Annotated in this window: 8 protein-coding genes; all 8 read right to left on the reverse strand. The window is 37.6% G+C overall.

Annotation, left to right across the window (positions count from 1 at the left end; genetic code table 11):
* Positions 1 to 57: 57 nt before the first annotated feature.
* The 8 genes from cas9 (BMG01_RS03750) to BMG01_RS03790 all read right to left on the reverse strand — a co-directional run bounded on the left by cas9 (BMG01_RS03750) (position 58) and on the right by BMG01_RS03790 (position 15,196).
* Positions 58 to 1,485: a type II CRISPR RNA-guided endonuclease Cas9 gene (gene cas9, locus BMG01_RS03750; protein WP_051586146.1), complete on the reverse strand. Its 1,428-nt coding sequence runs from the start codon at positions 1,483 to 1,485 to the stop codon at positions 58 to 60.
* Positions 1,482 to 4,175 carry a type II CRISPR RNA-guided endonuclease Cas9 gene (gene cas9, locus BMG01_RS03755; RefSeq protein ID WP_080539851.1) on the reverse strand — a complete coding sequence of 898 codons (2,694 nt, stop codon included), beginning with the start codon at positions 4,173 to 4,175 and terminating at the stop codon, positions 1,482 to 1,484. Before cas9 (BMG01_RS03755) ends, cas9 (BMG01_RS03750) begins: the two co-directional genes overlap by 4 nt.
* 118 nt (positions 4,176 to 4,293) lie before the next feature.
* Positions 4,294 to 7,989 carry a helicase-exonuclease AddAB subunit AddA gene (addA, locus tag BMG01_RS03760; protein WP_036068190.1) on the reverse strand — a complete coding sequence of 1,232 codons (3,696 nt, stop codon included), beginning with the start codon at positions 7,987 to 7,989 and terminating at the stop codon, positions 4,294 to 4,296.
* On the reverse strand, positions 7,989 to 11,468 hold the full coding sequence (locus tag BMG01_RS03765; RefSeq protein WP_036068187.1) for a PD-(D/E)XK nuclease family protein: 3,480 nt from the start codon (positions 11,466 to 11,468) through the stop codon (positions 7,989 to 7,991). Before BMG01_RS03765 ends, addA begins: the two co-directional genes overlap by 1 nt.
* Positions 11,468 to 12,259, reverse strand: coding sequence for an alpha/beta hydrolase family protein (locus BMG01_RS03770; protein WP_036068186.1), 792 nt, complete (start codon positions 12,257 to 12,259; stop codon positions 11,468 to 11,470). The genes BMG01_RS03765 and BMG01_RS03770 overlap by 1 nt, the downstream gene beginning before the upstream one ends.
* A 161-nt stretch (positions 12,260 to 12,420) precedes the next feature.
* Positions 12,421 to 12,849: a 30S ribosomal protein S16 gene (rpsP, locus tag BMG01_RS03775; protein ID WP_004914736.1), complete on the reverse strand. Its 429-nt coding sequence runs from the start codon at positions 12,847 to 12,849 to the stop codon at positions 12,421 to 12,423.
* A 408-nt stretch (positions 12,850 to 13,257) separates the two neighbouring features.
* Complete coding sequence (locus BMG01_RS03785) at positions 13,258 to 14,712, reverse strand: PH domain-containing protein (protein WP_036068184.1); 1,455 nt, start codon at positions 14,710 to 14,712, stop codon at positions 13,258 to 13,260.
* Positions 14,705 to 15,196 carry a PH domain-containing protein gene (locus BMG01_RS03790; protein ID WP_036068183.1) on the reverse strand — a complete coding sequence of 164 codons (492 nt, stop codon included), beginning with the start codon at positions 15,194 to 15,196 and terminating at the stop codon, positions 14,705 to 14,707. The genes BMG01_RS03785 and BMG01_RS03790 overlap by 8 nt, the downstream gene beginning before the upstream one ends.
* Positions 15,197 to 15,230: the final 34 nt, after the last annotated feature.

Below are 15,230 nucleotides of genomic sequence, written 5' to 3' on the forward strand. Positions count from 1 at the left end.
GTGGCCCTATGGCCGTACATAAAATCCCGTGTTGCCTTTGCAACACGGGATTTATCTTTATTCATCCTTTATTACATTAGCTAACTCAGCTACAGTGACTCTTCTTTCAAATATGCCCGTTGGCGACTGGAAAATGAATATGTCATGTGGCTGCATTTTACCATTACTTATTAACTGACCAGCACTCGTTCCTTTTTCTGTTTCAGTTTTGAATCCATACAGCACGCCGTTAACTTTACCGCCAATTTTTCCTACTGCACCTAATTGATTTTTTGATATGTTCATAAATTTTAGTAAGGAATTTATAACATTTCTCTTTGCTTCATCAGGCATTTTGTCAAATAGATACTTATTATCAAATATTTTGTTGTACATAACCTGATGAATGCCAAACACAAACTTATCGTGTAATGTTGCCAGCAAAGACTCAAAAACTTTCTTATATTCATCATCAGTTACTGAGTGATTAAGATAAATATTATCCAATATTTTTTTGACATCTACACTAGGTACAAATTCAAAATTATTATGATAATCTCCACCTGTTGCGATTCTCAAGCTAGCAAACTTTGATTTTTGTGGATCTGAACTATTACTTAATAATATTGGCTGTCCCACAAGAATATGGTTCAAAATCACTTTTGCATCAGGATATTTATCGTGAAGATATTGTTCACTGCTATTGCGAGCATACATTGGTATAGAAAGCCACCCGTATTCATCGTGGTTTAAAATCAAAACTGAATATTCATTCTGCAGTTTATTAAATCCACCATATAAGTCGATATTTTTGCTCTTTGAAATTTGTAATTGTGCTTTCTTTTTTCCAGATCCTTTAGCACTAATTAAATTCGCATCATACATTGCACCTTTATTATCTTGAAGCTTTGTTGTCACTAAAATTTTCTTATAACTCACCACTTTTAGTAAGTAATCTAAATCATCTTTTGACCAATAGTTATTTTTAACAACTTTCAGTTCACCAGTTTCATAGTCAAGTTTGCCTCGGGTTGCCGTTTGCATAGAACCGACCACAAACCCAAACGGATTAACACGACCATAGTTGGTGTTTTTACGAGCTGTTTCAATCCATTTTTTCGTATAACGATTATACTCATTCCCGACGCTATCTGATAACTTTCCGGCTTTCATAAAGCCTTTATTTTCAATATACTGACCAACTGTTGCCACGAACAATACATCATGGGCATGGTGATAATCATTAATATCACGATTTTTTGGCACTTTCGTATAATGGCGCATATCTGTCGTCATATTTGATTTGACTACAACTGCCTTTGTATGATTAAAGTGAGAATCAATCAATGAAGATACGTTAACAATGATTTGTCTCGTTTCAACCAGTGCTCGAGCAATAAAACGTTCTTTTTGTTGTTCTGAAAAATCACCTCGACGTGTCAAATTTTCAAATTTGCGCTTACTAATAAAGCCTTGATCTTTCATTCGTAACCATAGTGGTTTCATTTTTTCGACAACTTCACTGGGTACCACAGAAGCATTCGTTTTAGGCGATTTGCTTTTGATGAAACTAAAACACGATTATCAAACGAATTGTCTTTGGTGTAAGCTTGAGGAATAATGTGATCAATATCATAGCTAGATAACTGATCAATATTTAACTCATCATTGGAATACATGTCTCGTCCCTGTTGCAAATAATACAAATATAGGCGATCATTTTGTAGATTTTCTTTGGTTTCACTCTCAAGTTGAGATTTAAGTTCTTTGAATGTTTGTTTTAGAGAATCATTTTCGTATAATTTTGACAGTAAATTTTTCCTAGAAAAAGATACACCAGATTGTTGATTTTCTCTGGCAAATTCTAAATAAACCCGTTCAGGTTCCCCACCCATCGCCTTAACAATATCATCAAGTATTCGAAAACTTTGCGTAATACCACGCTTAATCTTTTTATCTCCAGCTAGTTCTTGAATTTGATCATAGACATCATTAGTATCTGAACTATCACTTTTATTTTGTTCACTAATCCACTGACGAACACCATATAAGTCCTCTGCATTATTAATGATTTCCATTAAGTTAAGTTGTGTATGATACAGTGTGTCGATGATAGTTTGTCTACTTGTTGCAGGATAAAATGTCGAATTTGTGATTTTATTAACATCAACTACTTTTGAAGATAACAACTTGCGAGATAGCCGTCCCCAGCCGGTCCAGTGTTTTTCAGCTAATTGATTTGCTTGCGCCAATGTTAATTCTGAAATCATTGATAATTGTCTTAACAGTACAGTCTTATCTTCAAAAACAGTTTGCAATTCAATGATTTTTTCCAAGACATCTGATTTGACTGACTCAACAAAAGTTCTACCCAGCTTATCAACCAAATAATTGTAGCTAGACAATTTACTATTAAAAGTTTTTTCATTCGTATCTGATAAGCCTGTGATTTGTATACTTGGCGCAGCGTAACCATTGGCAATTAAATAATTCTTAACATCCTTAGCAGAAACACTATTTTGGGTTTTAAATAAATGTTCAAAAACATCTTGCTTAATTTTCACATCTAATTTGTGATTATCTACACGGATGTTATTAAGTTCCTGCAAAACATTATACTTTTGATATAGCAACGAGTTTTGCGGCAAAGTCGGTTCACCAATTAAGTAAGTATCCATTCCTGTCAATCGCTCGATAAACTTCGCTGCTGACTTATCTTTATCAACAATTTCATTAAAATTCCATGGTGTTAGATTAGATAAACTAGTATTTTCTTTAAATTCTACCCAGTGATTTTGCCCACCGTCAGGATTATTACGATCAGCATTTTCTTTAGAAACGAGTGGACCAACATAATATGGCACTCTAAAATTAACCAATCCGGCGAGCTTTGTTTCAGTTTTACCATTTTGTGTATACGAATCGGCTAAAAATGGATAATATTTGCTTTGTTGCGAAATAATTTTATCTAATTCATTACGGTGTAGTTGATGCGGAATAGCCCCATTAATTTTGCTTCGTTGTGACGGCAAAAAATCATGATCATCAATTTTCTGCAATAACTCAATTTTCTTATCCTTTGAAATTATCGAGTCGTCAATTATTTTCTTAAAATACTTATCAACATTATCAACGTCTTTTTCCGCTAAATGAGCCTCATAGTATTTATCAAATTCTTTCTTCTTATCCTTACTAAATGAATTTAAAATATTTTCCTTAATGAATTTTAAATCGTCCTTGTGCACTTTATAACGTTCAACCATCGCTTCAGACACAGATTTAGCGTTACCAAGTAACATTTTTAAAGTTAATCCATCAAAAGATAATTTCAACAACGACAAGAATTCAATTTTCTGCTCATCTTGTAATAAATTAGAGAGCTCATCCAACTTAGCCTCAACCTCTTTATCAGAATACTTAAAGGGTTTACTATCAGTTACAGGGTGATTGATTTTTTTCTTTTCTTCCTTATCCAAATCACTAAGCGAAAACATAGCAACACTGTCAACTGAGTTACCAACAACAGCATTTAATATGGCTTTCAGTATCTTCTTCGCACCAGAGTTCGCTAATTGTACATGTTGCAAAACCCTGTCAACTCGTTCACTTTTACTTATTTTCGAATCACTGATTTCAGAAGAAATTTTATCTGGTAAATCCAATTGATCTAAGTTTAAAAACTTAACAGCATCGGGATAAAAAGTATTATCGAATTCACACAATAATGCCAGAAATTTTTGCGCATCAAAACTACTATTTGCACTAATTTCACCTGAATTCAAAAAATGGCCACGATATTTAACAATATGGTGAATCGCTAAGTAAACTTCACGCAAGTCATGTTGTCGATTGTCTGTCATCAGCTTTTGGCGCAAATGATAAATTGTTGGATAATCTTGATAAAAAGCCTTTTCTTGTTCAGAATTATCAAAAACCCCTACACCAAAGTGTACATTATCAGTATCATTTTTATTAACCCAACTATATTTTAAGCGTGGCAAAAAGTTTTCATCAATTTTAGATAACTCCGATGCAAAAATATCATTCAGCAATCGCAAACGCCACCGACGACGTGATAAACGACGGCGTGTAGTACGATAACCACGTCGTTCAGCAGCAGTATCAGCTCCTTCAAACAGGCGTACCCCAATCAAATTCTTGCCTTTTGTGCGCTTCAGTCGATAGTCTTCACCAATGACAGCCTAACCAACAGAGCCCGTTCCAATATCTAATCCAACACTATATTTCATATTTTTAATCCCTTCTCACTTCAGAATATCACAATTCATTAACTTAAATTGTGAACTTTTACAGTCACCCAATATCCATCACCTCACCCACGCTCAAAGCAATCAGTTTAGGTGGGTTTATTTTATATTCTGGATATTCTTGTCCTAGTGCTTCTTGATATAAATTAAGCTGCCCTTTATAGCGTAGCTTTAGTTGTGCTAATCCTTCTGCAAGGCGCGTTTGTTGCACAAAATCTGTTTTGTAATCAAATAACGTCACGCTTTTAGTCGCTTCGTCAACAAAATAACCATCGATGATACCATGTATGAGTACAGGCGCGTCGTCACTGACTTCTTGATAAATTTGATTAGCCGGTACAATCATGGCAAATGTGGCTTCTCGTTGCAACGTACGCTGATGTGCTGCAATTTCTTGAGCAAATGGCGTGTGTACAAAACGTAAGATATCATCAACTTGTATCAGCGATGCCACGCTAGGCAAAATTTGTTCACTAGCCACTAATTTTGTCAATAAATCGTCAATACTTTTAGCATCAATGGGTTGCGTTATATCAATCAGTTGCAACAACAAGTGTGTGGCTGTGCCAATAGCGGCGCTTGAAGGCTTTTGCAGACCATCACTCAAAAAATTAGGTAACGGCAAGGTCTCTGACACGTAGGCATTAGCAGCTTGTGTATTGCCCTGTTCATCAAGTATCAGTGTGCTCATATTCAAGCGATCAGGATCTTCAAATAAACGCTTAATTTCACTAACAGATTGATAAGCTGCCGTTTTTGTTGCTGTCATATTGGGATATCGGTACGATAGCAATGCTTTAGCTTGAGTATAGTCTTCAGCTGTGTAATCATCTTGTTGTTCTGTTTCATTAGACAAGCTTTCTGACGATATATTCGGCGCAACAATATCTGTTTGCGGTATGATGGCAACCGATGCTGTTGCGTTGGTTGGTGTTTCATTTCCCATCAAACGCGGTAGACTATCGTCGCCTAACCACGCGTCCAATACTTGATTCTCAGTTCGTGCAAAACTAATCAGCAACCATTGCAAATATGAATTTGCTTGTAATCGTAAGTTTTCTGACAAAAATTGACCGCTAGTTTGCTTCGCTGATTGCCATAATGCTTTAATTGCTTCGTTGCCCTCTTCACCTTTAATTTTGATCGTCCCAACAATATAAAGTTGTTGCTCAGCGCGAGTTAATGCGACATACAGTAAACGCATTTCTTCGGACCAGCTTTGCCGTTTTAAGGCTTGTTTGACAACTAATTTCTGCAAGGTCGGCATCGTAACCAATGCATCGGGTTGCAAATATTCCAGACCAACACCCGCATTTTTTTGAATTAATAGTCCCCCATTCAAGTCTTTGGTGTTAAAAGCTTTATCCGCTTCCGGTAACATGACAATCGGAAATTCTAATCCTTTTGACGCGTGAATCGTCATCAAACGAACCGCTTGTGCGTCAGCTTCTTGTGGTGCCTCACCCAAGTCGCCATCAGAACTTTGCAATTGTTCAATGTAACGAATAAATCGAAATAACCCAGCATGTGTGTTATTTTGGTAGCTTTGCGCATACGTGTACAAAGCGTGTAGATTAGCTTGGCGCTGGGAACCACCCGCCATCCCCCCAACATAATCCAACCAAGCTGTCTCGTCATAAATGGTCCAAATAAGTGTCACGAGGTCATTTTGAATCGCAATATCGTGCCATTTGTTAATCAATGCAATCACTTTTTCAGCTTGTTCGTTTGATTTGGCATAGCGATTGAATGCTGTCCAAAAATCATGTTGCTGATCCGCCGTCCGAATGGCTGCCAAATCATTCTCATTAAATTCAAACATTGGCGAACGCAATATTGCTACTAACGGAATATCTTGATGTGGATTATCAATGACACGTAGTACATCCAACATCAAGTATATTTCCATAGCCTGAAAATAATTACCAACACCATCCACTTGGACTGGAATACCTGCTTGTCGCAACGTCGCGACCAAATCAATATAGCCAGTTTTAGAACGCGTTAAAATTGCAATATCACCATAGGCAACCGGTCGCATTCCCGCTGGCTCAGCTTTGCGATCATAAATAGTTGTACCGCGTAAAGCTAATATTTTGTTGGCCAGTAAGGCATATTGTGCTTGACGTTTTTCAAATGTATCTTCTTCGCTCGTTTCGTCATCATTATCTTGGGTTATGATATCAAGATGAAAGACAGGTGCGACTTCCTCCGGATATGAAGCTTTGGGAACTAATTTGGCATCCCCGACGTAAGCAATATCGCCCAACGTTTCATCCATAAGTTGGGTAAAAATTAAATTCGTCACACGCGTGACATTGTTTTGTGAACGGAAATTATCAGCCAAATCTATCCGACTGTCATTATTTCCCGATTGTGCAAACTTTTTGTACTTGGCAGTAAATAATGATGGTTCTGCTTGACGAAAACCATAAATGCTTTGCTTCACATCGCCAACCATGTACATGTTGTGTCCGTTGGAAACACTGGTTAGTAAAGTTTCTTGGAGCTGGTTAATATCTTGATACTCATCAACTAAAATTTCTTGAAATTGGCCTTGTATCGTTTGTTTAGTAACGTCATCAGATAAAATTTGTAAGGCTAACGTCCCCAAATCTGGAAAATCGAGTAACTTCGCGTCTCGTTTTTCTTGCTCAAAGGACTTCCGGAAAGATTGCGTCACAATAACTAACGTGTCAATTAATTGAAAGGCCAGCCCTTGAACACGTAACCACGCCGACTCGTTTAATATGAAGTAGTCTTCCAACCATGGCTTTAATTGTGATTTTGACCCAATGACTTGTGTCCGTACTTGCCGCGCGGCGGCCACCAATGCAGACAGATCAGGATCTTCTTTAATTGCTTTGGTTTGCGTGTTCATTTTAGCAGCTGGCACCGCTAAAATAGCAGATTGCAATGCGTCCCAAGACCCCTTTTCAATCTGCTGAGCAACTGACGACAGGTATGTCGCTATTTCTTCAAAAGCATCTTGTGTTTTTTGTAATTCGTCAACACCATCAGCACCGAGCTGAATCTGCTGCACTTTTTGCGTTAAATCAGCGATATCCGCCTTCAAAAATGGTTTGATGTGTTTGATAAATAAATCAGTTTTCGCCAACGGTTCACCAGTAATACGGTACGGATTGCGTAAATTTTCTAACCATTGCGTGCCATCAGCTCGTGCTTCCGCAAAATCCGCTAATTTTAGGACAATATTTTGCAACGCATCATCATGATTTGGATTACCAAAATTGTTGACCAAGGCTAAAAAATCTTGGTGGTTGTCATTTTCTTCCGCATAAAATTCAGCAAACACTTCTATTAAAACATCTTGACGCATCAGCTCACGCTCGGCTGTGTCAGATAAAAGACGGAATTGTGGATCTAAGCCTATCACGTGATAGTACATTTCAATAAGTCGTAAAGCATACGCATCAATAGTGGAAATATTAGCTGCGGGCAACAACAACAACTGCTCTTGTAAAAATCGTTTTTGTTTCCCAGTTGCCGTCTTTAAACGCTTCTCAATGGCTACCTCTAGTCTTTGTCGCATTTCATGAGCAGCGGCGTTAGTAAATGTCACAATTAAAAAATTGTCAACGCTCGTCCCGGCCAAAATTTTTTGAATAATGCGTTCAATTAAAACTGTTGTTTTACCAGAACCGGCTGAGGCAGCCACCAGAATATTATGGTCTGTTTCATCAATAGCGCGTTGTTGATTAGCTGTAAATGTGGTCGCCATTATTCATCCTCATCTTTCAATAATTCTAAAATACGATTCTTATCACCCGTGGTTTGCTCACGATAACGGTCACCAAGCGCGCGATCAAAACGCATAATATCAAGATATGGTGAGTAGGTTAAACCACCCTCAACTGGCGAAAGTGGAAAGTGACCAGCTAATATTTGTTGTCCTGCTGTCACAATGTTTTGTCGATTCCGTTTTAAGAGTGCTTCAAATTCTTCAGGTGATACAGCGTCAACACCTGATTTTCCTAAATCACCATTTTTGAGACGCGCCAGTGGATAATGTGGCGACTTTTCTGATGGTTCAATGTCAGCAAGCGCATCAACATAAGCTGAATCTGAAATGAATAAACCGCGGTATTTGAAGTTTTCTGGTAAAATTCTACCTTCTAACAGCGCATCAATGTCCGTGCTACTCGTTAATGATGTCTTATCAGGTACAATTTTTGCAAAGAAAGCACCACCCACTTTATCAAAACCGAGTTGATTAGCACTTTGCTGCGCAGCATCCCAATAAGTCAACAATTGCATTTGCAAACCATCATAAGCTTGTGCCCAGCTAAATAGTTTGCCATTTGATTTATAGTCAATAATTGTCCCAAATTCACCCGCACTGTCTTGCAAATCTAAACGATCCAACTTACCACGGACATGTATTTTTGGCAACTGTAATGCTGGCAAAGAAGCTTTTGGAAAACCAAATAATTGTTCAACCGCTAATGGCCGACTCGTGTTTTCACGTGCCGCTGCTTGCAAATTCAATAATAGAATGTCACTAACACGTGTCAAATACTCACTGGTAGCACGCATTTTACCATTTTCGGTGAGTATTTCGAAAACTGGCGACGTCATTAACTGCCCCATTTGTTCGGACACCAAATGTTTGATATCATCACTGGTCAAATCACGCAAACTTAAATTATTTTGAATGAGGTGCGCTAACACCTTTTCAAAAATAGCATGATAGAGTGTGCCTGTTTGCGCCACGTCTAGTGTGTTTGTTGTGCGTTCTTTTAAATGCAGCCCATACTGCAAAAAGTAAGCATACGGATTATGATAGTAACTTTCTAATTGAGAAATTGAGACATTTAACTGTTCGCCAAATAGTGCTGCCACAAATTCTGGGCACAATTGGACTGGCTTATTTTGATAATTTGGTGCAGAAAAAACACGAGTGAGTCGTGATTTTACCGTGGTTTCAAGCAAGGATTTCAATGATTTAAACGCAGAAGTTTGCCTAGCAACTGGTAAAATTTTCACTAATTCAGATAACGTTGTTTGCGGCGTTCCAATATAGTGTTTAATTAAGACTGAACTAGAAACTGGCTGTCCACTGACGGTTATCACTTCAATGCTAAAGGTATCAACCAAACGTTTGAAAAATGGCGACATTTCTGCTATTTGTCCACTGCTATCCAAGATTGGGTAAGATAACGTGATATGGTCAGTCGCTGACATCAGGCTACCATAAAATAACAAGTTTTCTTCGGCCATCTGCTGCTGCGCTGTATTTTGTAGGTAACGTGGCTGGTCGCCTGACTGTAAGTCTGGCATAACCATTGTTCGTTCGGCATCATTAATTAAAGCTGTTGTTTTAGTTTGTGCCGGCAAGTTTTGGCGCGTACCGCCAATAAAAAATAATTCCCGATAGCTCGTACTTTGCACAATTCCAGCTTCAGATATTGTTAATTGGTCTAGACTGTTTGGAATGCCTGAAAATTTAGCACCGGAAAAGCCAGCAACCAAAATATCAACCATGTCCGTCAAAACGAAATCATCATCGCCTTTAAAACTAACCATATCATCTAATGTCTGGCTAAACATCTGCCAGACTTCGTCGTGTTGTTGGGCGTGTACTAAATCCCCTTGCGCCATTAAATTATCGCGTTGATTAATCAAAACATCAACAACATGATTTTTTTGTAGCCATTCAATCAACGCAGTAGCTGCTTGACGGAATGTCGTTGCTTTTTTAAGGCCATCATCTAACTGATCAAACGATTTAACCACAAAGCGACGCAAAAACTCGAGCCGTTGATTAATTTTTTGATCTTGTGAAATTTCTGTTTCATCATTATCACGAGTCACTTGGAATAGTTGAAAAGGCCGATCAAACCGACGCCAAGTGGACTCATAGGGTCGATAAGCATATAAATAATTGTCCAAATAACCTACAATATCAAAAAATTCATCACTAGCAACAGACTTGCCATCGATAGTTGGGCACAACAAACCTGTCTTTAAAATTGCTAATACATTTTGATAATTAAATTTTTGTGGTGACAAAAGTGTTAGAATCAGCTCTACCAATGGATGATTCATCATTGTGACATCAGTATCCAGAAAAAAGGGCAGCTCAAATGCAGCCATCACGGCTGGAATATGTGATTGATAGGGTCCCAAATCGCGGGCTAAAATCAAAATATCCCTTAAATGTAACGACGGATCCTGTTGTAAAGCGCGCCTGATGCGTCTGGCTACCTCCTGAATTTCCACAATCGGCGTTTCAGCTACAAAAGCCTTGAATGCAGTTTTATCATCGGTCACTTGAAATGAACGATATTCCCCTAACTTTTCCCATGCTGATAAGACTTGATAATTAGCGGAAGATAGTTTTCGTAAAGTGCTTGCACTACGAGTATTCACTGATTGTTGGTTGCTTGATGCCCATGCAATCAACTGTTGGGCAGTTGTCATCGGCTTAAAAAAAACATCTCCAGCTTGCTGTGTCCCTAATTTTGATATGTCACCCAGAAGTGCTATTGTCACCGGATAACGAGCAATCAAAGCATTCACAACAGCTTGTTCCGCACTTGTAAAACCATTGAAACCATCAAAATAAAACATCGTATTTGACAGTTCTAAGTCATTCAATTCCCCGACAAAATGCAACAAAGATTCTTGTGCAGTTATTCGTTGTTGCCCTAGTTTTTGTTCGAATGCTTCAGCGACAATCGCCAAATCACGAAGTTTAGCGTTTAAAGTTTGTCGTAAAAAAATATTATCCGCAGATTTGGCAACAATATCAAGCAAATCTTGAGGTGATATACGACTGACACGTAGCTCAATCAGTTGCGCTACTAAAGCTGTTACAAAACCACTCTTGGCTTGTAGACGTGCAAAAACTGGTAATTGGCTTGCTTTCTCTCGCAAAATATCAGTCACCAGCATAAATAATCCGGCTGTCGAAACTGTTTCCGGCTGCTTTGTCGGTGTATTTTTCATGAGGGCCCAAGCCAGCCGTGTTAAAGAATATACCTGCAGCCGACTCTGCGAATAACGTTGCGCCTGACTATGACCATTGATTACAGAAAAACGTTGAAGCACATCAACTTCACTGTCAAATTTAACGTGATTAGGGACAATATAATATATGGTTAAACTAGCATTTTTTTGGAGATGTTTTTGAATATCAACCAACATGTCACCACGCATGTCATGCTCAGCACGCCCCATTAAAATATTGAGCGTCATTAACTTAGCCTTTCTTCAGGTACATAATTAATTGGTAGCCACTCTAAGACACGCTCAATTTTTTTATCCCAATAATACCATTCGTGCTTACCGGGTGCCGTTTCAAAAGTGATATCATAGTCTAAATCGCGCAACTTTGGAATGAAATCATCATTAGTTGGTTTTAGATAATCTTGTTCACCAATCCAAGCATACAACTGTGGTTTTTGGGTATTTTTTTTAGCTAACGCAAGCAAGTCATTGTCCGAACCGACAAATTTATCCAAATCACCAAAAATACCTGTCCAATAATCTTGCGTCGTCTCATCAGGTATAGCGCCAAATTGTGGTTCTCCTACTAACGCGCCTGACAATGAAGCTGCATAACTGAAGTGATTGGTTCCTAATCCAAGTTTGAAGGCACCATAACCACCCATTGATAAGCCAGCAACGAAGTTTTTTTCGCGTTTTGTTGATAGTTGTGGGAATAATGAGGCTACTTTTTTGGGCAACTCCTCTGCCAACGCATCAAAATAATTCAAGCCATATGTTGTGTTCGTATACCATGCCAAATCAGTGGAAGGCATCACAACAGCCACAATTGTTTGACGAACTAATCGTTCAATTGACGTACGACGCTGCCAAATATCTTGATCGCCAGACATGCCATGTAACAAATACAATACTGGTATATCTTGCAACATTTCGGGTGTCCAACTCGGATTGTGATCAGATAATTCAGGTAAAATCACATTCATGTGTCGATCCATTCCCAAAACCTGCGAATAATAATTAACTTGTAAAAATGCCATGCGTTGTTATCCCCTTTTAGTATTTACTGCTATTTTAACAGAAATAACCTGCAATTGTGGTTGGAAACAGTAGTTTTTTAGCTATTGTCACAAATCAAAATCTATTTTTTGGCAAAAAAAAAATGTGCCAAATTAATGGCAACATTTTTTAACTTTTTGAATTAAACAAGTGCTAACAAATCAGCCTTCTTTGCAGAAGATGGATATTCAGTACCTTGTGCATCCAAATATGCTTTGATTTCAGCAACTGTATTCTTTTCTGTTGGCTTGTTAGTAGCAGGATTAGTAGTGGCCTTTTTTGCTGACTTTGCAGCTGGCTTCTTACCTGACTTTGAGTCATTAAACTTTGCCAAAATACCAGCGTTGCTCAACAAGTTGCGAACTGTGTCAGATGGTTGTGCACCATTGCCTAACCATGACAAAATCTTGTCTTCATCCAACTTGATTTCAGCAGGTTGTGCGATTGGGTTATAAGTACCAACTGTTTCAATAAAACGACCGTCACGAGGTGAACGTGAATCAGCAATAACGACACGATAGAACGGACGCTTTTTTGCACCCATACGCTTCAAACGAATTTTAACTGCCATGTGGTAGTCCTCCAATTATCTTTGTGTTTATACACATTTATTCTACTAGATAATTATGCCACTACTCGTAAGTTATGTCAAGGGTTTTTACTTGACATCATTTTGCTGTTCACGTGCAATATTGATTTCTTCACTCAAAATAATCAAATTATCTAAAGCACGGCGCGCCAAAAAAGAATCATGTTTGCGATTTGCCTCATTAGTAATCCCACCAAGCGTGTGTGGTGTATTTAAATCATTAATAATTTTTACAAGCTGATTCTGCCAACTAGTGAGTTACTCATTTTCCGTCATAAAAAAATCCTCCAGTTGATATATCATTTATTCTACCAAATTAACAAGAAAATAACAAAAATTCTTCATAAGATTAAATTATTACAATCAAAATTTTAAAAAATGAGTTGTTGGTTACAAAAATAGCCATTTGTTAAGGACTGTTATTGTCTGTTCAGGTACATATCGTAACCGTATGGTGTGCTCACCATTATCATCACGAACAATAATGTCAAGATGTGTTGCTTTTTTTGCTGCTAATGTATACAAACCATGCGTATTAAGTCCTTGTATTTTATCACGCGTGATAAAGTAACCCTCTTTAGTTAAGCCATTGCTACGTTGCAAGTAAATAACAGACTCACAATATCCTATTTTTTGATCTTTGATTGTCATTATGTTTTTTAAAATCAAAAACACTACCACGACCAAAGCAATCAAAATACCGAGCAATATATTATGCCAATCCCAATATTTTGGTAGCCAGATCATCACAATACCACTCAAAACAACAATCATAGTTGCCAACCGCAATAAACTAAATCTAACCTGATACCATGCAGCTGTCTTAATAGCGCTAGGTTGCCACTGCTTGATATCAAAGTCATCAACTCCCAAAACTTTTTGCAACGTAGTTGTTGCCTTTTGACTACTGACTACTGGAATCAGTACAGTTTTCTTATCATCTTCATCTCGACTTGCGGAAAGCAAAACGTTGGCACTCATCAACTTAACCATTCTTCTCAGCAAAGTTTGTCGCAATTGAACAGCCTGAATTCTACTAAACTTAAGTTGGACACTTTTACGTGCTAGTAAACCGCGCGAAATCACAAGATGATTTTCTTCATGTAAAACTTTAAAATCAAAATATTGATTATAAATCCTGAAAAATCCAACGACAATACCTATAAATAGACCAATTACAATCAAAGAACTCAATACTATCATAGATTGATGATTCACAAAATCCGTGAATGTCGCTTTGAGATGTTTTGGTAAAATATCGTCAATTTGCGTCCATAATGTGAATAAAGCTAAAAAGCCACCGAGACCACTCAGTGAGGTAACAGCGTATAACATTAAGTCCCTATTTGTCACATGATATCTTAGCTCTGATATAGATTGCTTTGGCCTAATTTCTTCAACACTGGTTTTTTTATTTTGGGCACTGCGTCTTTTTTGTTCGATAATATCAGCTTGTGTCAAACTCAGAGCATCAAAGACCACTTCTGGTTTTCCTTGCCCTGAAGTGTCAATTTGTAAACGCACGGATTGAAATGGTTGATAATAAAATGGCATCGTTCTAGAAATAGTTTGAATACGCTCAAAAGGCACATGAACTTGCTTTTTATTAAAAATACCCTGTTTTACTGATAGCTCATTGTCATCAAATTCGAAGGTAAAAAATAACCACTGAATCCAAGCGCTACCAATAAATACGACAAATATACCTAATACTATCAAAGGCAAAAAAATCACGCCATCGTTTTTAATATTGAACAAGCCCAATATAATTGGCCAAATCATTATTTTGATGTGACTAAAAAAATTAACAACAATGGCAAACCAACTTTGATGCTGTTTAGTCATCTGAAGCTACCTCACGGGCGTGTAAAGCCGCTTCGACTAATTGACCTCTCAACTTTTTAGCTGTTACTTCACCAATAGCCTCAATTTGGAACCCATGTGCCGCTGTTTCAATAGATAAATCCATTAATTTAAAATAACGTAAAATCGGTCCCTGTTTGGTATCAACATTTTGAATACGATTCAGTGGAATTGATTCAGACTTTCTGAAAATAAAACCATGATAAATGTAAACCGCCTGATCATCAATCACGTAACGTCTAAATCGATAAAAATAAGGGATTAGCGTCATGTGTATAACAGGCAAAATAGCTATCAAAACCATAATGATTAAAATCATCATTGCTAGTTGATGAAAATTACCGCGCAAAAAAAGCATGTAAATAATTATTTCCACGACTACTAAAAACAACAAAGCGATGACATCATGAATTAACCAAACAATTTTAGCCGTTTTAGGCAGCTGCGTGGCTTTTTCTGGAATCATATTTTTCTCCCCCAAATACTAGACATTTATAATA

Origin of the sequence: Leuconostoc sp. BM2 (assembly GCF_002095565.1) — a bacterium.
In the GTDB taxonomy this organism is placed as follows: Bacteria; Bacillota; Bacilli; order Lactobacillales; family Lactobacillaceae; genus Leuconostoc; species Leuconostoc falkenbergense.

What these genes read in the sequence shown, in the direction of transcription:
- cas9 (WP_051586146.1), bottom strand. Translation starts at nt 1,485, where the DNA reads ATGAAACCACTATGGTTACGAATGAAAGATCAAGGCTTTATTAGTAAG.
- addA (WP_036068190.1), bottom strand. Translation starts at nt 7,989, where the DNA reads ATGGCGACCACATTTACAGCTAATCAACAACGCGCTATTGATGAAACA.
- BMG01_RS03765 (WP_036068187.1), bottom strand. Translation starts at nt 11,468, where the DNA reads ATGACGCTCAATATTTTAATGGGGCGTGCTGAGCATGACATGCGTGGT.
- BMG01_RS03770 (WP_036068186.1), bottom strand. Translation starts at nt 12,259, where the DNA reads ATGGCATTTTTACAAGTTAATTATTATTCGCAGGTTTTGGGAATGGAT.
- rpsP (WP_004914736.1), bottom strand. Translation starts at nt 12,849, where the DNA reads ATGGCAGTTAAAATTCGTTTGAAGCGTATGGGTGCAAAAAAGCGTCCG.
- BMG01_RS03785 (WP_036068184.1), bottom strand. Translation starts at nt 14,712, where the DNA reads ATGACTAAACAGCATCAAAGTTGGTTTGCCATTGTTGTTAATTTTTTT.
- BMG01_RS03790 (WP_036068183.1), bottom strand. Translation starts at nt 15,196, where the DNA reads ATGATTCCAGAAAAAGCCACGCAGCTGCCTAAAACGGCTAAAATTGTT.